21 protein-coding genes and 1 pseudogene are annotated in these 21,825 nt (G+C 68.3%); 12 read left to right on the forward strand and 10 right to left on the reverse strand.

Annotated elements, in window-relative coordinates:
• Nucleotides 1-153: 153 nt before the first annotated feature.
• The gene (locus QFZ53_RS01575) at nucleotides 154-1,065 is read left to right on the forward strand and encodes a helix-turn-helix transcriptional regulator (RefSeq protein ID WP_307292818.1); all 912 of its coding nucleotides are present in this window, start codon (nucleotides 154-156) and stop codon (nucleotides 1,063-1,065) included.
• Between the two features lie 158 nt (nucleotides 1,066-1,223).
• The gene (locus QFZ53_RS01580) at nucleotides 1,224-1,559 is read left to right on the forward strand and encodes a helix-turn-helix domain-containing protein (protein ID WP_307292820.1); all 336 of its coding nucleotides are present in this window, start codon (nucleotides 1,224-1,226) and stop codon (nucleotides 1,557-1,559) included.
• Between the two features lie 194 nt (nucleotides 1,560-1,753).
• Here the strand turns inward: QFZ53_RS01580 and QFZ53_RS01585 are convergent, their stop codons facing one another.
• Complete coding sequence (locus QFZ53_RS01585) at nucleotides 1,754-2,347, reverse strand: ClpP family protease (RefSeq protein WP_307292822.1); 594 nt, start codon at nucleotides 2,345-2,347, stop codon at nucleotides 1,754-1,756.
• Nucleotides 2,344-2,958, reverse strand: a complete 615-nt coding sequence (locus QFZ53_RS01590; RefSeq protein WP_307292823.1) for a ClpP family protease — start codon at nucleotides 2,956-2,958, stop codon at nucleotides 2,344-2,346. Before QFZ53_RS01590 ends, QFZ53_RS01585 begins: the two co-directional genes overlap by 4 nt.
• A 117-nt stretch (nucleotides 2,959-3,075) precedes the next feature.
• Between QFZ53_RS01590 and QFZ53_RS01595 the strand changes: the two genes are divergently transcribed.
• Nucleotides 3,076-3,537, forward strand: a complete 462-nt coding sequence (locus QFZ53_RS01595; RefSeq protein ID WP_292904623.1) for an acyl-CoA thioesterase — start codon at nucleotides 3,076-3,078, stop codon at nucleotides 3,535-3,537.
• 11 nt (nucleotides 3,538-3,548) lie between these two features.
• Here QFZ53_RS01595 and QFZ53_RS01600 read toward each other — a convergent pair whose 3' ends face one another.
• The gene (locus QFZ53_RS01600) at nucleotides 3,549-4,799 is read right to left on the reverse strand and encodes a trans-sulfuration enzyme family protein (protein WP_307292825.1); all 1,251 of its coding nucleotides are present in this window, start codon (nucleotides 4,797-4,799) and stop codon (nucleotides 3,549-3,551) included.
• Nucleotides 4,800-4,911: 112 nt separating this feature from the next.
• On the opposite strand from QFZ53_RS01600, the gene QFZ53_RS01605 reads away from it, so the two are divergent.
• From QFZ53_RS01605 to QFZ53_RS01615, 3 genes are all read left to right on the forward strand, one after another.
• Nucleotides 4,912-5,280, forward strand: a complete 369-nt coding sequence (locus QFZ53_RS01605) for an Lrp/AsnC family transcriptional regulator (RefSeq protein WP_307292826.1) — start codon at nucleotides 4,912-4,914, stop codon at nucleotides 5,278-5,280.
• On the forward strand, nucleotides 5,243-5,380 hold the full coding sequence (locus QFZ53_RS01610; RefSeq protein WP_307292827.1) for a hypothetical protein: 138 nt from the start codon (nucleotides 5,243-5,245) through the stop codon (nucleotides 5,378-5,380). Before QFZ53_RS01605 ends, QFZ53_RS01610 begins: the two co-directional genes overlap by 38 nt.
• A 157-nt stretch (nucleotides 5,381-5,537) precedes the next feature.
• The gene (locus QFZ53_RS01615; protein ID WP_307292828.1) at nucleotides 5,538-7,241 is read left to right on the forward strand and encodes an AMP-binding protein; all 1,704 of its coding nucleotides are present in this window, start codon (nucleotides 5,538-5,540) and stop codon (nucleotides 7,239-7,241) included.
• Nucleotides 7,242-7,299: 58 nt separating this feature from the next.
• On the opposite strand, the gene QFZ53_RS01620 is transcribed toward QFZ53_RS01615, so the two are convergent.
• On the reverse strand, nucleotides 7,300-7,707 hold the full coding sequence (locus QFZ53_RS01620) for a hypothetical protein (protein ID WP_307292830.1): 408 nt from the start codon (nucleotides 7,705-7,707) through the stop codon (nucleotides 7,300-7,302).
• Nucleotides 7,708-7,805: 98 nt separating this feature from the next.
• On the reverse strand, nucleotides 7,806-9,269 hold the full coding sequence (locus tag QFZ53_RS01625; protein ID WP_292904614.1) for an MATE family efflux transporter: 1,464 nt from the start codon (nucleotides 9,267-9,269) through the stop codon (nucleotides 7,806-7,808).
• A gap of 319 nt (nucleotides 9,270-9,588) precedes the next feature.
• Here QFZ53_RS01625 and chvE point away from each other — a divergent pair, with 319 nt between their 5' ends.
• The 5 genes from chvE to QFZ53_RS01650 all read left to right on the forward strand — a co-directional run bounded on the left by chvE (nucleotide 9,589) and on the right by QFZ53_RS01650 (nucleotide 15,515).
• Nucleotides 9,589-10,740 carry a multiple monosaccharide ABC transporter substrate-binding protein gene (gene chvE, locus QFZ53_RS01630; protein WP_292904612.1) on the forward strand — a complete coding sequence of 384 codons (1,152 nt, stop codon included), beginning with the start codon at nucleotides 9,589-9,591 and terminating at the stop codon, nucleotides 10,738-10,740.
• A gap of 69 nt (nucleotides 10,741-10,809) precedes the next feature.
• On the forward strand, nucleotides 10,810-12,351 hold the full coding sequence (gene mmsA, locus QFZ53_RS01635; protein WP_307292833.1) for a multiple monosaccharide ABC transporter ATP-binding protein: 1,542 nt from the start codon (nucleotides 10,810-10,812) through the stop codon (nucleotides 12,349-12,351).
• Entirely contained in the window at nucleotides 12,348-13,526 is a 1,179-nt protein-coding gene (gene mmsB / locus QFZ53_RS01640) for a multiple monosaccharide ABC transporter permease (protein WP_292904608.1), read from the forward strand. The genes mmsA and mmsB overlap by 4 nt, the downstream gene beginning before the upstream one ends.
• A 37-nt stretch (nucleotides 13,527-13,563) precedes the next feature.
• Entirely contained in the window at nucleotides 13,564-14,742 is a 1,179-nt protein-coding gene (locus QFZ53_RS01645) for an ROK family transcriptional regulator (protein WP_307292836.1), read from the forward strand.
• A complete protein-coding gene (locus tag QFZ53_RS01650) occupies nucleotides 14,739-15,515 on the forward strand; it encodes an ATP-binding cassette domain-containing protein (RefSeq protein WP_307292838.1) in 777 nt (258 codons plus the stop codon). Before QFZ53_RS01645 ends, QFZ53_RS01650 begins: the two co-directional genes overlap by 4 nt.
• 101 nt (nucleotides 15,516-15,616) lie before the next feature.
• Here the strand turns inward: QFZ53_RS01650 and QFZ53_RS01655 are convergent, their stop codons facing one another.
• Genes QFZ53_RS01655 through QFZ53_RS01665 form a run of 3 tightly spaced genes read right to left on the reverse strand, consistent with a single transcriptional unit; the run spans nucleotide 15,617 to nucleotide 18,595 of the window.
• Complete coding sequence (locus QFZ53_RS01655; RefSeq protein ID WP_307292839.1) at nucleotides 15,617-16,516, reverse strand: ATP-binding cassette domain-containing protein; 900 nt, start codon at nucleotides 16,514-16,516, stop codon at nucleotides 15,617-15,619.
• On the reverse strand, nucleotides 16,513-17,556 hold the full coding sequence (locus QFZ53_RS01660; protein ID WP_292904600.1) for an ABC transporter permease: 1,044 nt from the start codon (nucleotides 17,554-17,556) through the stop codon (nucleotides 16,513-16,515). Before QFZ53_RS01660 ends, QFZ53_RS01655 begins: the two co-directional genes overlap by 4 nt.
• 55 nt (nucleotides 17,557-17,611) lie before the next feature.
• On the reverse strand, nucleotides 17,612-18,595 hold the full coding sequence (locus QFZ53_RS01665) for a substrate-binding domain-containing protein (RefSeq protein ID WP_307292842.1): 984 nt from the start codon (nucleotides 18,593-18,595) through the stop codon (nucleotides 17,612-17,614).
• Nucleotides 18,596-18,802: 207 nt separating this feature from the next.
• On the opposite strand from QFZ53_RS01665, the pseudogene QFZ53_RS19810 reads away from it, so the two are divergent.
• A pseudogene (locus QFZ53_RS19810) lies at nucleotides 18,803-20,081 on the forward strand (Gfo/Idh/MocA family protein).
• On the opposite strand, the gene QFZ53_RS01680 reads toward QFZ53_RS19810, so the two are convergent.
• Both QFZ53_RS01680 and iolG read right to left on the reverse strand, forming a co-directional pair.
• Nucleotides 19,994-20,740 carry a TIM barrel protein gene (locus QFZ53_RS01680; RefSeq protein WP_307299333.1) on the reverse strand — a complete coding sequence of 249 codons (747 nt, stop codon included), beginning with the start codon at nucleotides 20,738-20,740 and terminating at the stop codon, nucleotides 19,994-19,996. The pseudogene QFZ53_RS19810 and the gene QFZ53_RS01680 overlap by 88 nt on opposite strands.
• 47 nt (nucleotides 20,741-20,787) lie before the next feature.
• Nucleotides 20,788-21,798, reverse strand: a complete 1,011-nt coding sequence (gene iolG, locus QFZ53_RS01685; RefSeq protein WP_307292846.1) for an inositol 2-dehydrogenase — start codon at nucleotides 21,796-21,798, stop codon at nucleotides 20,788-20,790.
• Between the last annotated feature and the right edge of the window lie 27 nt (nucleotides 21,799-21,825).

The raw sequence follows: 21,825 nt of genomic DNA on the forward strand, positions 1-21,825 counted from the left end.
TTCGGGAGGAGATCTCACGTTCCGAAGGACGGATGCCGTCCTCGGCTCCTCCCGAACGTGCGATCTCCTTCGGATCGTGTGGACCGATCGACCGACCAGGGTGTTTCCACCAGTACCTGTCTCGGGCGAGACGAAAGGCGTAGCGTCGACGGCATGGACACACGCAGCGACGTGCGCGAATTCCTCTCGTCGAGGCGCGCGCGCCTCACCCCCGATCAGGCGGGCCTTCCTGCGTTCGGCGGCAATCGCCGGGTACCCGGGCTGCGCCGCGAAGAGGTGTCGCTGCTCGCCGGGGTCAGCGTCGACTACTACACGAGGCTCGAGCGCGGTGATCTGTCGGGCGTATCGAACACCGTGCTCGATGCGCTCGCCCGCGCGCTGCAACTCGACGACGCCGAGACCGCGCATCTGTTCGACCTCGCCCGCACGGCCAACGCCTCACCGGTGGCACGCAAGCCGCGCAAGAAGGCCACCGGGCTGCGCCCCAGCATCCTGCGCCTGCTCGACGCGATGACCGAGGCGCCCGCCGTCGTGCGCAACAACTACTTCGACTACCTGGCGGGCAATGCGCTCGGGCGCGCCTTGTATCTGCCGGTCTTCGCGTACCCGGCGCCGAACAGTGCGCGTTTCGCGTTCCTGGATCCGGCAGCCCGTGACTTCTACCCGGAGTGGGAGCGCAACACACGTGAGCTCGTCGCCGCCATGCGGGGCGACGCCGGTCGCGACCCGTACGACAAGAAGCTCACCGATCTGGTCGGCGAGCTCTCGACGCGCAGCGAACGGTTCCGCACGCTGTGGGCGGCACACGACGTGCGCTACCACCGCACCGGAACCAAGCGCATCAACCATCCGATCGTCGGCGAGATGGAACTGACATACGAGGCGTTCGAGCTTCCCGCCGATCCGGGCCTGCAGCTGTCGACCTACACCGCCGAACCCGGCACGTCGTCGGCGGAGAAGCTGACGCTGCTGGCCAGCTGGGCGGCGACGGATGCTGCGGCACCCGCTCCGACCGGGGCCGACACCGCTTCGCCCGCATCGGCCCCCGACCACGCCGAGGCCTGATTCGCGCCCCGACGCATTCAGCCGATGCACTCCGGGGGGCGACGCGCCAGATCGGGGGTCCGTTTCGCGATTCCGTCCCCCGATCTGGCGTGTCGACCCCCGTTCTGCTCTGAGCAGAACTGCTTCGACCGAGGCGCGGGTGCGGATTATCGTGAGGCATGGCCGACATCGTCCCGTTCCCCCATGCACCCCGTCGTCCCGCCGACCCGGAGCCGCTGTGGCGGCACCTGCTCGGCGATCAACTGCGCCGCCGCCGACATGACCGCGAGGAGACGCTGACCGAGACCGCCGAGAAGGCGGGCGTCTCACCGCAGTACCTCTCTGAGGTCGAGCGCGGACTGAAGGAGCCGTCGAGCGAGATGATCGCAGCGATCGCGGGGGCACTCGACGCGTCGCTCATCGAGCTCACGAGCTCGGTCGCCGACGAACTGCGGTCGGCGCCGGCATCAGCCGCCGTGTCCTCCGGACGCGGAGCCTTCGCGCTGGCCGCCTGAGCCTGCCCGTCATTCGGCCGGACGCCGGCTCGCATTCACCGGCATCCGCCTCGCATCCGCCCTTGGGGCCGTCCCCGGCCACACCGCTCCCGGGGACGACACGCCAGATCCGTGGACGAGACCGCGAAACGGTCCCCCGATCTGGCGCGTCGGCCCCCGAAGTAGGGCGCCCGGGGAGCGGTCGCCCGTACCGCTCAGGCGTCGCGCGCGCCCAGCACCGAGTCGATCAGCCCGTACTCCAGGGCGGCGGATGCGGTGAACACGCGGTCCCGGTCGGTGTCGGCGCGGAGCTCTTCGAGCCTGCGGCCGGAATGCCTGGCGAGCACAGACTCCATGTCGGCACGCACCCGCACCACCTCGTCGGCCGCGAGGATCAGGTCGGGGATCGCCCCGCGCGACTGCCCGGCCGGCTGATGCAGCACGATGCGGGCGTGCGTGAGCGCCGACCGCTGACCGGACGCACCGGCCGCGACGAGCAGAGCCGCCGGGCCGATCGCCTGTCCGACGCACGTCGTCGCGATCGCGGGGCGGATGTGCTGCATGGTGTCGTAGATCGCCAGCGCCGCACCCGGATCACCGCCTTCGCTGTTGATGTAGAACTGCACAGCGCTCTCCGGACTGTCGCCGTCGAGGTGCAGCAGCTGGGCGATCAGGGCGTTCGCGACTCCGGCGTCGATACCGGTGCCGAGGTAGACGACCCGCTCGGCGAGCAGGTGCGAGTAGACGTCCATCACGCGTTCGCCGCGCGGATGCTGCGCGATGACGTTCGGGATCGTGTAGCTGCTCATGCGTCCACCCCCAGGCCGACACGAGCCTTCCGCCGCGGCATCACCTCGGCGAACGACGAGACGATCTCGTCGATGAAGCCGTAGTCCTTCGCCTGGGGCGCGGTGTACCAGCGGTCGTGCAGGGAGTCCTCGAAGATGCGATCGCGTGGCTGACCGGTGTCGTCGGAGATGAGCCCGAGCACGGTGTCGCGCATGTGCCGCAGATCGTCCGCCTGCGTCTCGATCTCGACAGCGGAGCCGCCGATGCCCGCCGATCCCTGATGCATGAGGATCCGCGCGTGCGGCAGCGCTCGACGTTTTCCTGCGGTCCCCGCGGAGAGCAGGAACTGACCGGCGCTGCAGGCGAGCCCGAGCGCGAGGGTCGAGACGTCGTTCGGCACGAGCTTCATGAGGTCGCGGATCGCGAGCATCGACGGCACCGAGCCGCCGGGCGAATGGATCCACAGGGCGATGTCGGCTATCGGGTCCTCGGCCGACAGGGTGAGCAGCTGCGTCATCAGCAGCGTGCCGTTGTCGTCGTCGAGGGCTCCGTCGAGCACGAGGATGCGCTCGTGGAACAGCGCCCTGCGGGCTTCGGGTCCGAACTGCGGGATGGGGTTCTCTTCGCTCATGGGCCCAGCATCCCCCGCTCCCCCCGGCCCCGCTCCGGAATCCGCCCTGAGCGGCTCTGCCGACAGCGGAGCCGGGCTGTAACACCCCCGACTCACGACCCTCCTACCCTCGGAGACATGGCGAAGCAGAAGGAACCGACATGGTCGGAAGACGGGCTGAACTTCCGCACGCGCAAGTGGGTTCGGCCCGAGGATCTCAACGCGAACGGCTCGCTGTTCGGCGGAAGCCTCTTGAAATGGATCGACGAGGAAGCGGCCATCTACGCGATCGTCCAGCTCGGCAACCATCGGGCGGTGACCAAGCACATCTCGGAGATCACCTTCGAGGCATCCGCGGTGCAGGGTGATCTGATCGAGATCGGCCTGAAGGCCACGCACTTCGGCACCACCTCGCTCACGATGCGCGCGGTGGCTCGCAACATGATCACGCGCAAGCGGATCCTCACGATCGACAAGATCGTGTTCGTGAGCCTGGGCGACGACGGCAAGCCGACGCCGCACGGCTACCGCGAGATCACCTACGACCGCGATCGGATGCCGACGGAGCACGCGGTGACCGGGACGATCCGCCTGCCGTAGCGGGGTTGCTCTCAGCGCACCGCGTGCAGCTCCTCCGGGGCCGCCCCGGCGGTCTCGTCGGCAGGCAGTGCAGCGAAGGCCCGGGCGAGATCGGCGATGAGATCGTCGGCGTTCTCGAGCCCGATCGACAGCCGCAGCACGTCGGCGGCGGGACGCGCCTCCGGCGGCACCGGCCGGTGGGTGAGCGCCGCCGGATGCTGGATGAGAGAGTCGACTCCGCCCAGCGACACGGCGTGCGTGAACAGCTCGGTGGCGGAGGTGACGGCGGATGCGGCGGCGAAGCCGCCCCGCATCCGCATCGCGATCATCGCGCCTGTTCCGCGCATCTGTCGTTCGAGGATGCCGTGCTGATCCCCGTCGAGTCCGGGGTAAGACCCCTTGCTTCTAAGCCCGGGGTACCATACCTCGGCGACCTCCGGCCGATCGATCAGCCACTGCACGATGCGACGAGCGCTCTCCTGCTGGGCCCGCATGCGCACGGGCAGGGTCGTGAGCCCGCGGTGCAGCAGGTACGCGCCGAGCGGATGCAGCAGTCCTCCGGTGACGGCGCGCACCCGCCGCAGCGCCTCGGCGGTCTGCTCGCTGCACGCGACCACGCCGGCGATCACGTCGCCGTGCCCGCCGAGGTACTTCGTCGCGCTGTGCAGCGACATGGCCGCGCCCAGGTCGATCGGGTTCTGCAGCACAGGCGTCGCGAAGGTGTTGTCGACGACCACCGGAACGCCGCCGGCCTGCGCGACGACGGCCGCGATGTCGGCGATGTCGAGTGTGGGGTTCGCCGGGGTCTCGACGACGACGAGACCCGTGTCGGGTCGGATGCTCGACGCGACCTCGTCAGGCTCGCAGTACGTGGTCTCGACTCCCAGCAGCCCGGAGCCGAGCAGGTGATCGGTGCCGCCGTAGAGCGGACGCACGGCGACCACGTGGCGCTTCCCCGCGGCGGCGCCGTGCGCGAGGATGACCGCGGTCATGGCCGCCATGCCCGAGGCGAATGCGACCGACGCCTCCGCGTGCTCGAGCTCGGCGAGCGCCTCTTCGAAACGGGCGACCGTGGGGTTCCACAGCCGCGCGTAGACCATGCTGCCGTCGGCCGGCGGGCGTCCGCCCGTGGCCATGGCCTCGTACGACTCGCCGCCCCGTTCGATGTCGGGAAGCGGGTTCGTCGTCGAGAGGTCGATCGGCAGCGCATGGACCCCGAGACCTTGGAGGTCGGAACGGCCGCTGTGGACGGCGACGGTATCAGGATGCAGCGGTGCAGTCATGCTTCCACGTTGCCTGAATCTCAATGAATGCGCTCTGATTCGACAGCATCCGTGATCAATCGTGTGATTCTCGCTATTCTGAGCCGACACGGGCATCCGAGGAGGGATACGGTTGGCGAAAGCGCAACTCGATGAGGTCGATCTCGAGATCCTCGCGATCCTGACCCGCGACGCCGAGATCACGAACAAGTCCCTCGCGCACCGGCTGGGTCTCGCCGAGTCGACGTGCGCACACCGGGTGCGGGCGCTGCGCGAGCGCGGCGTCATCCGCGACACCCGCATCCGCGTCGACGGCGCCGCCCTCGGATTCCCGCTGCAGGCGATCATCAAGGTGCGTCTCGCGAACCACACCGGGGAGAAGGTCACGGCGCTGTTCGACGCGCTGGTGAGCATCCCCCGGCGTGCTGCAGGTGTTCCACGTCGCGGGGGTCGACGACTTCCTCGTGCACGTCGCCGTGCAGGACGCGACGGCGCTGCGTGACATCGTGCTCGAGCACATCACCGTCCACCCCGTCGTGCGCGGCACCGAGACGCAGCTCGTGTTCGAGCTCCGCGACGGCGGCGGGCTTCTCGCGCGCTGACCCGCGTACGGATCGCGGAGCCGATGACGAATCGCGGATGCCGTCACGCAGAAGAATCCGTGAATCGTCACCGCATCCGCGATTCGTCGCGCCGCGCTCGCGCGTCGCCGCGGTGAACGCCAGGATGGAACCGGCACATGAAGCAAAGGAGCACCGAATGAGCCGCAGAGCCACCGCAGCGACGACCGCGATCCGCGACATGCGCGACTTCCTGTTCGCGAACGCCACCGACTACGAGGCGGCGCGGGCGGGCTTCTCGTGGCCGCGCCCGAGCGAGTTCAACTTCGCGCTGGAGTGGTTCGACGTCGTCGCCGGCGAGAAACCCGACCGCCCCGCCGTGCAGATCGTCGAGGCCGACCTGTCGCTGCACGCATGGACCTACAGCGAACTCTCCGCCCGATCCGACCAGGTCGCGAACTGGCTGACCGGCATCGGCGTCCGCCGTGGGGACCACGTCATCGTGATGCTCGGCAACATGATCGAGCTGTGGGAGGTGATGCTCGCGATCACCAAGATCGGCGCGGTCTCGATCCCCACCTCGACGCTGCTGTCGGCATCCGATCTGGCCTACCGCATCGAGCACGGCCGCGCTCGCGCGGTCGTGACCCTGGGTTCGCTCGCGAGCCGGCTCGACGGCGTCGACGTGCTGCGCATCGGCGTGGGAGACGACGTCCCGGTCGACTGGATGCGGTTCGAGGACTCGGCGGACGCGCCGACGGCGTTCGAACCGGAGGCGGCGACCCCGGCATCAGACACCGCCCTGCTCTACTTCACGAGCGGCACCACCAGCCGGCCCAAGCTCGTGCAGCACACCCACGTGTCGTACCCGATCGGGCATCTGTCGACCATGTGGTGGCTGGGCGTGCGGCCCGACGACGTGCACCTGAACATCTCCTCCCCCGGCTGGGCGAAGCATGCGTGGTCGAGCTTCTTCTCGCCCTTCCTCGCCGAGGCGACCGTGTTCGTCTACAACTACGACCGCTTCGACGCGAACGCCCTCATGCAGGTGATGGACGCGCATCACGTGTCGACGTTCTGCGCTCCGCCGACGGTGTGGCGGATGCTGATCCAGGCCGATCTCGGCCGGCTCACCCATCCGCCGCGCGAGCTGGTGGGGGCCGGAGAGCCGCTGAATCCCGAGGTGATCGAACGGGTGCAGGGCGCCTGGGGTGGCACGATCCGCGATGGCTTCGGACAGACGGAGATGACGGCCTGCATCGGCAACTCCCCCGGCCAGCCCGTCAAGATCGGCTCGATGGGCCGACCTCTTCCGGGTTATCCGGTCGTGCTGCTCGACCCGGTGACGGGTGCTGTGGCGGATGCCGAGGGAGAGATCGCCCTCGACTTGTCGCAGCCGCCGCTCGGGCTGATGGCCGGCTACTACGACGATGCGGACAAGACGGCGCAGTCCCGCACCGGCGGATTCCACCACACCGGCGATATCGCCACGCGTGACGCGGAGGGCTATCTGACCTACATCGGGCGGGCGGATGACGTCTTCAAGGCCTCCGACTACAAGATCTCGCCGTTCGAGCTCGAGTCGGTGCTGCTCGAGCACGACCTCGTCGTCGAGGCGGCCGTGATCCCCAGCCCCGATCCCACGCGGCTCGCGGTGCCGAAGGCGTACGTGTGCCTTCGGGCGGATGCGACGGATGCCGAAGCGGATGCCGCCCGCGCGATCTTCGCCTACGCACACGACCGCCTGTCGTCGCACCTCTGGGTGCGGATCATCGAGTTCGTGCCGGAACTGCCCAAGACCATCTCGGGCAAGATCCGTCGCGTCGAACTGCGTGCGCGCGAGGCGGCACGTGTGGGCTCGGGAGACGAGGCCGGCCAGCACCGCGACCGGGACTACCGCTGAGACGCGTCGAACCAGGGGGCGGACGGGCACGCCGAAGAACGGCGTCAGTAGCGCTCGATCAGGCCGCGCGCACCGGATTCGATCGTGCCAGCACGGGCACCGACGTCGTCGTGGGAGCAGAAGCCGTCGTCGGCGCTTCGGCGGGAGCATCGGCGTCGGCCTTGCGCCGGGGCAACTCGATGCCCTTCGCATTCATGACCCCGCGCACCACCGCACCGATCGCCAGCATGCCCACGAGCGCAGCGCTCGACAGCAGCAGCGGCATCCACTGATTAGCGAATCCGGCCACCGAGCTGAGCATCGCCGCGGGGATCCAGATTCCCACAGCTCCACCACACAGGCCACTGGCCCTTCGCACGATCGCGATGCCGGCGACCAGAGCGCACAGCCCTGCGATCACCGCTCCGACCACGCCGATCGGCACCATGATGGCCGCCAGATCGCTGGCCACCCTCCATGTCGTCATGACGACCCCCCGTCAACGGACCTTCCGCACCTTCGAAGTTACGCCGATCCTCAGACGTCGGCATCCCTCTGAAGGATGATGTTTCCTACAACGACAGGTTAACGCCGCCTCAGTCGTGAGCGCTTCACCACGCGCAGGGGCTGCGTGACGACGGCATCCACGACCATCGAACCGTCGACGGGACCGACGATCGCGATCGCCGAGGTCTCGGTCGCCTCGACCGGGTTCACGGGCATGCGCCCCAGGTCGCGGTGCGCGCGGATGTACGCCGGCACCAGCAGCAGGATCGCGCTGACCCAGGCGAGCGGGTTGCTGAGCGCGACGCCTGTGAAGTCGATCATCGCGCCGAGGATCACCGCGGCGGCGACGCGCGCGACGAGCTCGATCACGCCCGTGACGGTCGGCACCAGCGTGTGCCCGAGTCCCTGCAGCGCGCCGCGCAGCACGAACAGCACTCCGAGCGCCCAGTAGCCGAGCCCGTTCACGATGAGCATGAGATGGGCGAGCTCGACGACGTGATCCGAGCCGTCTCCGACGAACAGGCGCACCATCGGCACGCCGAACGCGATGATGAGCGCGCCGATCGCCGCACCGCCCGCGATCGCCATCCAGGTCGCCTCCACGACGCCCCGGCGAATGCGGTCTGGGCGTCGGCCGCCGAGGTTCTGCGCGGCGTACATAGACACCGCGAGCCCCAGCGACGACAGGAACGCGACGCCGAGGCTGTCGACGCGTGCACCTGTCGTGTAGGCGGCGACGGCCTCTGCGCCGAGCGTGTTCAGGGCGACCTGCACGGTCAGTGTGCCGATCGCGATGATCGAGGCCTGGAAGCCCATGGGCAGGCCGAGACGCAGATGCTCGGCGATGTCGCCGCGTGTGATCCTCCAGTCGATCCGGCGCAGATGCAGCAGGGGAAGGCGGCGACGCACGAACTCGAGGCACAGCAGCACCGAGACCGCCTGCGCGACCACGGTCGCGATCGCCGCGCCCGCAACGCCCCACTCGAGCGGTCCGACCATGAGGATCACGAGACCCGCGTTCAGGGCGCACGAGACCGTGAGGAAGATCAGCGGAGTGCGGGAGTCGCCGATCGCCCGGATGATCGCCGAGAGGAAGTTGAAGAACATCGTCGCGCCCGCGCCGATGAAGCTGATCTGCGTGAAGACCGTGGCCTCGGCCATCAGCTCGGGAGGCGTCTGCAGAAGCGCCAGCAGCGGCGCAGAGATGAGAGGCGCGACGATGGTGAGCACGACGCTCGTGATGCCGGTCAGCAGCACCCCGGTCGCGACGGATCGCCGCACGGCGGCGTCGTCACCAGCGCCGAACGCCTGGGCGATCGGAATCGCGAAACCGCTGGTCAGGCCCCACGCGAAGCCGAGCAGAAGGAAGAGCAGAGGTCCGGTCGCGCCGACGGCGGCGAGCGAGTCGACACCCAGATGGCGCCCGACGACGATCGCGTCGACGAACTGGTACAGCTGCTGGACGACGTTGCCAAGCAGGAGAGGGACGGAGAAGGCGAGGATGACACGCCACGGGCGGCCCGTGGTGAGGGAGGTGGCCATGAGGAAGCGGCTCGCAGAACTGAGGGGCGGATCGGGGGACGACCAGCTTATCGAATCGATTCGGCAAGCGGTATCCCGAACCATCGAGCCCGACTCGCATAGCACACGTTGACTTCGACACTCGAACCGATTCGACCCGACGACGCCGCTTCGTGCACGAATGAGAGCGGACACATCCGGGAATCACGAATTGATCACGAACACTTGACTTCGAGACTCGAACTCAAGGAAAGTATCTGCGGAGCCAGTCCCGAACGACGGGGATTCCGGTCTCGGGGCAAAGGCGCCGAAGACGCATTGCACAGCGAAGGAGCTCGTGATGAAGAAGAAGTACGCACTGGCCGCACTCGGCCTGGTCGGAGCGCTCGCCCTGGCGGGTTGCGGCGGAGCCGGAGCCGGATCGACCGGGTCGGAGGGCTCGGGCAGCACCGACAAGGGCGACATGCTCATCGGCGTCTCGATGCCGACCGAGACCTCTGAGCGCTGGATCGCGGACGGCAACGCCGTGCAGTCCGGCCTCGAAGACGCCGGCTATCAGGTCGAGCTGCAGTACGCGGGTGACGACATCCCCACCCAGGGTCAGCAGATCGACCAGATGATCACGAAGGGCGCCGACCTGCTGATCATCGCCGCCATCGACGGCACGGCCCTGTCGTCGCAGCTCGATGCCGCAGCCGCAGCGAAGATCCCGGTGATCTCCTACGACCGCCTGATCCGCGACAGCGACCACGTCGACTTCTACGTGACGTTCGACAACTACAAGGTCGGCGTGCAGCAGGCCACCTCGCTCCTCACAGGTCTCGGCGTCCTCGACGCCGACGGCAAGGAGACCGGAGAGAAGGGCCCGTTCAACATCGAGCTGTTCGCCGGATCGCTCGACGACAACAACGCGCACTTCTTCTGGCAGGGCGCGATGGACACGCTGCAGCCGTTCATCGACGACGGCGTCCTCGCCGTTCCCTCGGGCCAGGTCAAGATCGAGCAGGCCGCGACTCTGCGCTGGGCACAGGAGACCGCGCAGAAGCGCATGGAGGACCTGCTCACCGCCACGTACGGCAACGGCACCAAGCTCGACGGCGTGCTCTCGCCCTACGACGGCATCTCGCGCGGCATCATCACGGCGCTGCAGGGCACCGGCGGCTACGGCGCCACCATCGCCGACGGCCTGCCGATCGTCACGGGTCAGGATGCGGAGATCGCGTCCGTCGCCCTGATCAACCAGGACGTGCAGTTCGCCACGATCTTCAAGGACACCCGCAAGCTCGCCGAGCAGTCGGTCGTCGCCGCGGAGGCCATGCTCGAGGGCGACGACCCCGAGGCCAACGACACGAAGACCTACGACAACGGCGTGAAGGTCGTGCCGTCGTACCTGCTGCAGTCGGACATCGTCTACAAGGACAACATCACCTCGCTCCTCGTCGACTCCGGCTACTGGACGCAGGCCGAGGTCGACTCGGGCGTCGCCGAGTAGTCTCCTCCCGTCGGGGCGTGCGGCCGGCAAGGCCGCACGCCCCGACTCTTCACGAAAGGACATCGGGTCATGACGACACCGGTTCTGCAGATGCGGGAGATCGAGAAGAGCTTCCCGGGTGTGAAGGCGCTCCAGGGCGTCAGCCTCGATGTGAACCGCGGCGAGATCCTCGCGATCTGCGGCGAGAACGGCGCAGGCAAGTCCACTCTCATGAAGGTGCTGTCGGGCGTGTACCCCCACGGCGCCTATGAGGGCGAGATCATCTACGAGGGAGAGGAGGCGGCCTTCGGTTCGATCAACGACTCCGAGCAGAGGGGGATCGTGATCATCCACCAGGAGCTCGCCCTGATCCCCTACCTCAGCGTCGCCGAGAACATCTTCCTCGGCAACGAGCGGCGCGGGAAGAACGGTCTGATCGACTGGGATCGGGCGAATGCCGAAGCATCCGCTCTGCTCGCCCAGGTGGGCCTCGACGAGAACCCGACGACCCCTGTCGCCCAACTCGGCGTCGGAAAGCAGCAGCTCGTCGAGATCGCCAAGGCACTCTCGAAGAACGTGCGTCTACTGATCCTCGACGAGCCGACCGCCGCCCTCAACGACACCGACTCGGCGCACCTGCTCGACCTGCTGCGCCGACTGCGCGACGAGGGCATGACGTCGATCATCATCTCGCACAAGCTGAACGAGATCGCCGAGATCGCCGACCGCACCACGATCATCCGCGACGGCAAGTCGATCGAGACGCTCGACATGAAGGATCCGGCCTCCACGCAGGATCGCATCATCCGCGGCATGGTCGGCCGCGACCTCGCCCACCGCTTCCCCGAGCGCACCTCGAACCCGGGCGAAGAGGTGCTGCGCATCGAGAACTGGTCGGTGAACCATCCGACCCAGCCCGGTCGGGTCATGGTCGAAGACGCTTCGCTCACCGTCCGCGCCGGAGAGGTCGTCGGCATCGCCGGCCTCATGGGCGCCGGCCGCACCGAGCTCGCGATGAGCGTGTTCGGGCGCACCTACGGCAGGCACGCCCGCGGCAAGGTGTTCGTGCGCGGCAAGGAGGTCGACACCTCGACCACAAGCGCCGCCATCCGCGCGGGCATCGCCTACGCCACGGAGGACCGCAAGAAGTTCGGGCTCAACCTGATCGACGACATCCGGCACAACATCACGATGGCCTCGCTTCGGCTGATCAGCCCGGGCGGCTGGATCAACGCGAACCGCGAACTGCAGGTCGCAGAGCAGTACCGTGCCGACATGAACATCAAGAGCCCCAGCGTGCTCCAGCTCGTCGGCAACCTCTCCGGAGGGAACCAGCAGAAGGTCGTGCTGAGCAAGTGGATCCAGACGGCGCCCGACGTCTTGATCCTCGACGAGCCGACGCGAGGAATCGACGTCGGAGCCAAGTACGAGATCTACACGATCATCAACCGCCTGGTCGCAGAGGGGAAGGGCGTGCTGGTGATCTCCTCCGAGCTCCCCGAGCTCCTCGGCATCTGCGACCGCATATACACCCTGGCTTTCGGGAGGATCACCGGTGAACTCCCCACCAGCGAAGCCACACAGGAGAACCTCATGCACCTCATGACCCTCGAAAGGACGGCCGCGCGATGACCGGCGTCAGCAACCTCTTCAGCCTCGCCACGCGGAACCTCCGTCAGAGCGGCATCCTGGTCGCCTTCATCGCGATCGTCGCGTTCTTCGCGATCCTCAACCCGACGTTCCTCTCGCCGGGCAACCTCACGAACATCGTGCTGCAGTACTCGTACATCCTGATCCTCGCGATCGGCATGGTGATCGTGATCATCGCCGGGCACATCGATCTGTCGGTGGGATCGGTCGTCGCCCTCACCGGAGCGACGGCAGCCGTCATCGTGATCCGCGGGCAGCAGCCGTGGTGGGTCGGCGTGCTCGCGGCGATCGCCGTCGGCCTGCTCGTCGGAGCCTGGCAGGGCTTCTGGGTCGCGTACGTCGGGATCCCCGCGTTCATCGTGACTCTGGCGGGCATGCTGCTGTTCCGCGGCCTCACCTTCATCGTGCTCAGCAACGTCTCGCTGTCGCCGTTCGGCGGCACCTACTACTCGATCGCGAACGGCTTCTTCAACGGGTTGCTCGGCGGATACGGGGTCGACGTGTTCACGCTCGTGATCTTCGCGATCGGCGTGGTCGGCTACGCCGTGTGGCAGGTGCGCAGCCGCCGCTCGAAGCTCGCGCACCAGCAGTCGGTCGAGGCTCTCGGCTGGTTCATCGCGAAGATCGCCATCATCGCGGCCGTGGTGATGTGGTTCGGCTACCAGCTCGCCACCAGCCGCGGCCTGCCGTTCGTGCTGATCATCCTCGCCGTGCTGATCATCGCCTACTCCGTGATCACGCAGAAGAGCGTGTTCGGCCGCCACGTCTACGCGATCGGCGGCAACCTGCACGCGGCACTGCTCAGCGGCGTCAACGTGCGCAAGGTCAACTTCTGGATCTTCGTGAACATGGGACTCCTCGCCGGCATCGCGGGCGTCGTGTTCTCCTCGCGCACCAACGGCGCGCAGCCGGGCGCGGGAAACATGTTCGAGCTCGACGCGATCGCCGCCTGCTTCATCGGCGGTGCGGCGGTCACCGGCGGTGTCGGCCGGGTTGGCGGCGCGATCGTCGGCGGCCTGATCATGGCCGTGATGAGCAACGGCATGCAGCTGATGGGACTCGACCAGGCGACCCAGCAGGTCGTCAAGGGCCTCGTGCTGCTGATCGCCGTGGCCTTCGACGTCTGGAACAAGCGTCGGGCGGGCGCCGCCCGTTGACCACGATGACGGCGTCGACCCGCGATATGCTCCCGCTATGAGCAGATGGTCCGGCGGATCCCAGTCGGGGTTGCGCGAGGCCAACACCGCGAAGATCGTCGACGCCGTCAAACGCTTCGGCGGGCTCACCCAGGTCGAGCTCGCCGAAGCGACCAGCCTGTCGACGGCGACCGTCTCGGCCATCGTCAAAGAGCTCAGCCTCTCGGGTCTCGTCGAGACCCACCCGACGTCGCGCAGCGGCCGCCGGGCGCAGCTGGTCACGATCGCCCGAAGGGCAGGTCTCGTCGCCGCGGTGCAGATCGGCAGCCGCAGCATGCGGGTGCGGCTGTCGGATGTCGGGCAGGACGTGCTGGCCGACCGGTCGATGCCCTTGCCGACCGATCACGCCGAAGACACCGTGCTCGATCGCATCACCCTGCTCATCATCGACATGCTGGGGATGATCGCCGCCGACCCCGGCGACCTCATCGGGGTGTGCATCGCGCTGCCGGCGCCGGTGGATCCGACCACCGGACTCATCGCGTACCGCGGGGTCATGCGCCGGTGGGAGACGCAGCCCGTCGCCGAAGTCGTCGAGCAGCGCATCGGCTGCCCGGTGCTCGTCGAGAAGGATGCGAACCTCGCGGCCCTCGCCGAGGCGACGCTCGGCACGGCCCGCGACGTCAAGGACAGCCTGTTCGTGCACGCCTCGTACACGATCAGCGCCGGTGTGATGCTGAACTCGCAGATCTACCGAGGGCGCGCCGGGACGGCCGGCGAGATCGGCCACGTGCAGGTCGACCCGGCGGGCTCCATCTGCGCCTGCGGACAGCGAGGCTGCCTGGAGACGATCGCCGGCGCCGAGGCCGTCACCGCACCGCTGCGGGCCACATTCGGTCAGGTGACGTTCAAGGACGTCATCGCCCGGGCGGCGGCGGGCGACCCCGGATGCGCTCGCGTCGTCTCCGACGCCGCCACCGCTCTCGGGCGCGTGGTCGCCGCAGCGCATCAGTCGCTCGCTCCCGAAGTGATCACCGTCGGCGGCGAGCTCGCCGAAGCCGGCCCCATCTTCCTGCTGCCCTTCGCGACCGCCGTGCGCGACAACGCACCCCAGGGGCGCACCCCCCGCCACGACCCGGTGCCCTCCTCGTTCGGCAAGGACGCCGTGCTGGTCGGGGCGACGATCCACATCCTGCAGTCGACAGACCCGTCTCAGCTGCTCGAGGACCGCTCATGAGCCTCACCGCTGCGCAGGCCGAGCCCCTGCTCACCCTGCGCGGGGTCTCGAAGAGGTTCGGGGCCGTCGAGGCCCTCACCGACGTCGATTTCACCGTCAACGCCCGCGAGGTCGTCGGTCTCGTGGGTGACAACGCCGCCGGCAAGTCGACTCTCGCGAAGATCATCGCCGGCGCGCTCACACCGACCTCGGGCGAGATCCGCATCAACGGCGAGCGCGTGGAGATCTCGAACCCCGCGGAGGCGAACCGGCTGGGCATCGCCACGGTCTTCCAGGACCTCGCGGTGTGCGAGAACCTCGACGTGACCGCCAACGTGTTCCTCGGGCGCGAGCTGCGCACCCACAACGGGATGCTGCGCGAAGGCGAGATGGAGCAGGCGACCAGACAGGCGCTCAGCGACCTCGCCGCGAACATCCCCTCGATCCGCTCGCCACTGAACACCCTCTCCGGCGGCCAGCGTCAGGCCGTCGCGATCGCCCGCACGCTCATCAGCCAACCGCGACTCGTCGTCCTCGACGAACCCACCGCATCACTCAGCGTCGCGCAGACCGCCGACGTGCTCACGCACATCGAGCAGCTCCGCGAGCTCGGTCTGGGCGTGGTCTTCATCAGCCACAACATCGCCGACGTCCAGGCGGTGTCCGACCGCGTCGAGGTGCTGCGCCACGGCCGCAACAACGGGTCGTTCGCGAGCCAGGACGCCGCCTACTCCGACCTCATCGCCGCCATCATCGGGACCTACCGCAGACCGGACTCGAGCCGACGGCGCTGACTCGCGGCGGATGGCGGCGAGGGCGTCGGAATGATCGGATGCGTGCTTCTCGCGGCGCAACGATCGGCCGGCGCCGTGTGCGCGCCGGCCGATCGCAGGCCTCAGGCGGATGCCGTCGGCGAAGAGGCGGACGGCTCCCCAGCGCCCTCGATCCGCCTCGACTGCTCCGCTTCCCTGACGACCTCCTGCACGACCGGCGAGTCCTCTCCGATCTCGCGCTGCAGCTCGTGGGCGAGCGAGTCGAGCTCGGCCCCGCCGGCCATCATGCTGGTCAGCTGCGAGAGGGAGATCTCTTCCTTCTCGAAGTTGCCGATGCTCGTGCCGCGGTTGAGCAGCAGGAACCGATCGCCGACCGGATAGGCGTGGTGCGGGTTGTGCGTGATGAAGACGACACCGAGTCCTCGGTCGCGAGCCCTGGCGATGTACTTCAGCACCACACCGGACTGCTTCACACCCAGCGCCGCAGTCGGCTCGTCCAGGATCAGCACCCTGGCCCCGAAGTACACGGCGCGGGCGATCGCGACGCACTGGCGCTCTCCGCCGGAGAGCGTGCCGATCGGCTGATTCACATCGCGCAGGTCGATGCCCATGTTCGCAAGCTCGGTGTATGTGATCTGCTTCATGCGCTTCACGTCGAGCCGCCGGAGCGGGCCCCATCCCGTCGTCAGCTCCGACCCGAGGAAGAAGTTGCGCCAGACCGGCATCAGCGGCACCACGGCGAGATCCTGGTAGACCGTCGCGATCCCGGCATCCAGCGCCGCCCGAGGCGACGAGAACGTCGCCGGTTCGCCGTCGACGAGCAGTTCGCCGCTCGACGGCGTGTGCGCTCCCGCGAGCATCTTGATGAAGGTCGACTTGCCGGCGCCGTTGTCGCCGAGCACGCACGTGACCTGTCCCGCGTTCACGGTCGTGCTGACGCCGGCGAGCGCGTTCACCGGCCCGTAGCTCTTGCCGATCTCCCGCACCTCGACGACGGGAACGGCCGTGCTGACCCCGCTCATTTCACTCCTCCCGCTCGCAGCCGCACCCAGTGGTTCAGGAACACCGCGAGCAGCAGCATCGCCCCCAGGAACGTGCGCAGCCAGTTCGTGTCCCACTGGGCGAAGGTGATGCCCTGGAAGACCATGCCGTAGATGAGAGCGCCCAGCGCCGCCCCGATCGCCGATCCGAATCCCCCGGTCATCAGGCAGCCGCCGACCACCGCGCAGATGATGTAGATGAACTCCTGGCCGACACCCGTGTTCGCCTGCACCGTCGAGGTGCGGAACAGCGAGATCATCCCCACCAGCCACGCAGCACCGGCCGTGACCATGAACAGTCCGATCTTGGTCCGCAGCACCGGAACACCCACCTGACGCGACGCGGTCGCCGCTCCGCCGACCGCGAAGATCCAGTTGCCCGGTCGCGTTCTCAGCAGCACCCACGTGGCGACGGCCGTGACGACGAACCACCAGAGCACTGAGACGTAGAACGTGCCTCCGCCGATCGAGATCGACGAGCCGAACAGCGGCTGGATGCTGTCGTAGTACGGCACCTTCGTCATGCCCTGGATGGCGACCTGTCCCGTGATGAGCTTGGTCACTGCCAGGTCGATACCGGCGAGCACGAAGAACGTGCCGAGCGTGATGATGAAGCTCGGAAGGCCGGTCTTCATGACGAGGAAGCCGTTCAGGGCGCCGATCGCGAGGGCCAGCACCAGCGAGACGAGTACCGCGACCCAGATGTTGAGCCCGTACTTGGTGGTGAGGACGCCGACCACGAGTGCTGTGAAGCCGGTGAGCACACCGGCCGACAGGTCGAACTCGCCGCCGATCATCAGAAGCGCGACAGCCACGGCCATGATGCCGAAGGTCGACGCCGATTCCAGCCAGACGCCCGCCCCTGCGGCCGTCATGAAGCTCTTGGTGTAGACCGAGAAGAAGATCATCACCGCCAGCGCGGCGACGAGTGCGCCCATCTCGGGCCGTACGAGCAGGTTGCGCAGGGGGCGCCGTTCGAGACGCGGCCTGTTCCCCATCGTGACGATGTCGGTCGTTGTCATCTTCTGTCCTTTCACACCGGAAGGGGGCGGGACCCGCCCACCCCCTGACGGATGCTTAGCGCGTGCCCTTCTTGGCGAACTCCGCGACCTGTGCCGCGTTGTCCTTCGTGACGAACGCAGGTCCGGAGTAGACCGGCTGACCGCCTCCGATGTCATTGCCGTTGGTGCTCTTGAGGTACAGCGCCGTCACCCCGAGGAAGCCCTGGACATAAGGCTGCTGGTCGACCGCGAAGAGGATCTTCCCGTCGGCCACGGCTGTCACGACGTCTTCCGAGAGGTCGAAGGTCGCGACCTTCGCCGCGCTGCCGGACTCCTCGACCGCGCCCACTGCGTCGATCGCGTACTGGCCGCCCAGCGTCAGCACCGCGTCGATGGTGGGGTCAGCCTGCAGCTTCGACTTGATCGTCGCCTTGACCTCGGCGTCGTTCGTGCCGTCGACCTGCAGGTTCGCCATCGTGCCCGCGAACGCCCCTGCCGCAGAAGAGCAGCGCTCCTCGAGGCCGATGTTGCCCGCCTCCTGGATCACGCAGAGGGCGTTGGTCGCACCCTCATCGCTGAGGCGCTCACCCACCGCGGCACCGGCGATCGATTCGCTCTGTCCGATGTGCGTGATGGCGCCGAACTCGGCGAACTTCTCGATGCCGGAGTTGATGGTGACGACGGGGATGCCCTCAGCGACGGCGCGCTCGACGCTCGCCTGCACGCCATCGGGATTCGCCATCGAGACCACGATCCCGTCGACGCCCTGCGCGATCGCGTTGTCGATGAGCTGCGACTGCTTGGCCGGGTCGGGGTCGGAGTTGTACGTGATGGCGGCGCCGTAGTCGGAACCGGCCTGCTCCGCGCCGGACTTGACGCGATCCCAGAATGCGTCGCCGGGTGCTGCGTGCGTGACCACGGCGTAGCTCAGACCCGAGGACTCCGTGTCGCCGCCGCCTTGGGTGTCGGTCGTCGGTTCCTGCCCTGTTCCGGAGCATGCCGAGAGCAGCAGCGCGGCTGTCGCGGCGATCCCCAGAACGCCGATGAGGCGCTTCTTCATTTCGGTTTCCCTTCGATGCGGAGGCTGTCGACGTCGACGCGTCCCACATTGATGACGTCGGTGTCAGGGCGAGTTTGGCATCGGCGACTTTAAATGTCAATACATTCTGTCAACATCTCCATTCGGGGTATACGCTGTGTCCAACGGAAGGAGTCGCCCGTGGTGACGAAGAAGCACATCGGCGTCGGTCTGGTCTCGGTCGGATGGATGGGTCGCCTGCACTCACGTGCGTACCTGGAGGCGCATCGGCACTACCCCGAGCTGCCCGTCGTGGCCGATCTCGCCGTCGCCGCCGATCCGGATGCCGGTGGGCGGGAGCATGCCGTCGACGTGCTCGGCTACCGCGAGACCGTGTCTGACTACCGCGAGCTGATCGCACGTCCCGACGTCGATGTCGTCTCCATCTGCTCTCCGAACTTCCTGCACCACGAGATCGCGCTGGCCGCGATCGGCGCCGGCAAGCCCTTCTGGATCGAGAAGCCGATGGGCCGCGGAGCCGGCGAATCGCGAGAGATCGCGCAGGGCGCGCTTGACGCGGGTCTCGTGACCTCTGTGGGCTTCAACTACCGGCACGCCCCGGCCATCGCGCACGCCAGACGCCTGGTGCGCGAAGGCGCGCTCGGCACCATCACGAACGTGCGCGTGGCGCTGCTCGCCGACTACTCGGCCGACCCCGACGGCGCCCTCACCTGGCGGTTCAGCCGCGACCGCGCCGGCAGCGGCGTGCTCGGCGACCTGCTCTCGCACGGGGCTGACCTCGCGCAGTACATCGTCGGGCCGGATCAGCTCCGTCAGCGGGCTCACCGAGACCTTCATCCGCACCCGCCCCCTGCCCTCCGCAGGCGCCGTGAGCCACTTCAGCAAGGGCGCCGACGACGGGCCCCGTGGCGACGTGGAGAACGAGGACTACGCCGCGATCCTCGCCCGTTTCGATTCCGGCGCGGTCGCCGTGCTGGAGTCCAGCCGCGTCGCGATCGGCCCCCGCGCCGAGTACCGCATCGAGGTGTATGGCACGAAGGGCTCACTGCGCTGGGACTTCCAGCGGCTGAACGAGCTCCAGCTCGCCGATGACACCTCCGGCTATCGCACCGTGATGGCAGGTCCCGACTACGGCGACTTCGCCCGCTTCCAGCCGGGCGCCGGCACCGGCATGGGCTTCGACGACCTGAAGACCATCGAGGCGTCGCTGTTCCTGCGCTCAGTCGCAGAGGGCAGGCAGCTCGCACCGTCCGCCTCCGACGCCTGGTCGGCGGCGGAGATCGTGGATGCGGCGCTGGCGGAGCACGGCATCCGGGGCCTGGGAGACCGTGCCCGAGGTGACGGGGCCGACGACGTACGACGCGTGAGAAAAAGTGAGGCCGGCGCATCGCGCCGGCTTCACTCACCATCCGCAGAGCCTCAGGCCCCGAAGGCACTCCGGAACGCGTCGAGCGCAGCATCGGTGTCATGCCGCGCCCAGCCCTCGAGGCCGATCACGCCGTCGTAGCCGAGCTCGCGCAGCGCCGCGGCGATCGCCTCGTAGCGGATCTCCCCCGTGCCCGGCTCGCAGCGACCCGGCACATCGGCCACCTGGATCTCGCCGACCCACGGCAGCGCCTCCCGCACCAGCTCGATCAGGTTCCCCTCGCCGATCTGCGCGTGGTACAGGTCGAGGTTGAGCCGCAGCCACGGCGAATCCACGGCTTGCGCGAGGCGGAGCGTGTCGGCGGCGCGGGCGAACGGGGTGCCGGGGTGGTCGACGGCGGTGTTCAGGTTCTCCAGCGTGAACACGCATCCCTCGCGCGCACCCAGCGCGGCCAGCCGCGCGAGGGTCTCTGCCGCGATCTCCCACTCGTGCGGGGTGACCTCGGTCTGCGGACGCACCGGCAGACCGCCGGGAGCGAGGCCCGTGCCGTGCAGGTTCAGCCGGGGCACATCGATCAGCTCGGCCATCCGCAGCGATTCCTCGGCAGTGGCCACCAGTTCGGCGATGCCGTCGGGGGTCGTGAGGTCGCCGCGTAGGTACCCCGTCATCGATGAGAACGTCGCCCCCGTCGCCGCAAGCGCCGCGAGGTCCTTCGTGCTCCAGTCCCAGATCTCGACCTCGAAGCCGCGCTCGTGCAGGCGGCGCACCCGCTCCACGAAGTCGAGGTCGGTGTAGAGCATCTCCGCCGAAGCGGCGAGCCGGTACCGCGCGGTCTGCTCCGAGGCGCTCACGCCAGATCCACCGGCACGACGACGCGCTCGGTCGCAGAGCGCTGCGCGGCATCGGCGAGGATCAGGGCTGCCCGGCCGTCTTCGAACGTCGGGCTGGTCGATTCCTCTCCACGGGCGAGCCGGATGAACTCGTGCAACTCGGCGGCGTAGGCGGCGGCGTAGCGCTCCAGGAAGAACAGCTCGTACGGGGGCTTCGCCTCGACGGCCGACGCGTTCGACAGGCTGACGAGGCTCGTCGGCGCATTCGCGACCTGCAGCATCCCGGTGCCGCCGAACGCCTCGATGCGCTGGTCGTAGCCGACCGCGCTGTGCCGCGAGTTCACGATCGTGACGAGGGCGCCTGATGCCGCGCGCAGTGTCGTGATCGCGGTGTCGAAGTCGCCGTGCTGCGCGGCGCCGGCGTCGAAGGTCGTCGAGCCGGATGCCGAGACCTCGACGATCTCGGGCAGGAAGAACCGCGCCATGTCGAAGTCGTGGATCGTCATGTCGCGGAAGATCCCGCCGGACACCGCGACGTAGTCGGCCGGTGGAGCGGAGGGGTCGCGGCTGATGATCGTGAGCTGCTCGAGCGCGCCGATCTCGCCTGCGGCGACGCGAGCCCTGGCCGAGGCGAACGCGGGATCGAAGCGGCGGTTGAACCCGAGCGCGACCGGCACGCCGGCTGAGGCGATCCGCGGGCGCAGTGCTTCGACGCGGGCGATGTCCAGGTCGATCGGCTTCTCGCACAGCACGGGGATGCCGGCATCCACCGCCTGCGCGATGAGGTCGACGTGCGTCGGAGTCGGCGAGGCGATCAGTATCGCGTCGACCTCACCCGAGGCGAACACCTCGTCGGGGGTGTCGGTGGCCGTACCGCCGAACGTCGCGGCCACACGGCGCGCGCCGTCGACGAACGGGTCGGCGACCCAGGAGAGCTGCGCGTCGGGGTCGGCGGCGATACTCGCGGCGTGCACCTGGCCGATGCGTCCGGTGCCGATCAGGCCGAAGCGGAGGGGAGCGTGTGACATCGTGCGGTCCTTCGTGGTGGATGGGAC

Source organism: Microbacterium natoriense (assembly GCF_030816295.1).
Taxonomy (GTDB): domain Bacteria; phylum Actinomycetota; class Actinomycetes; order Actinomycetales; family Microbacteriaceae; genus Microbacterium; species Microbacterium natoriense_A.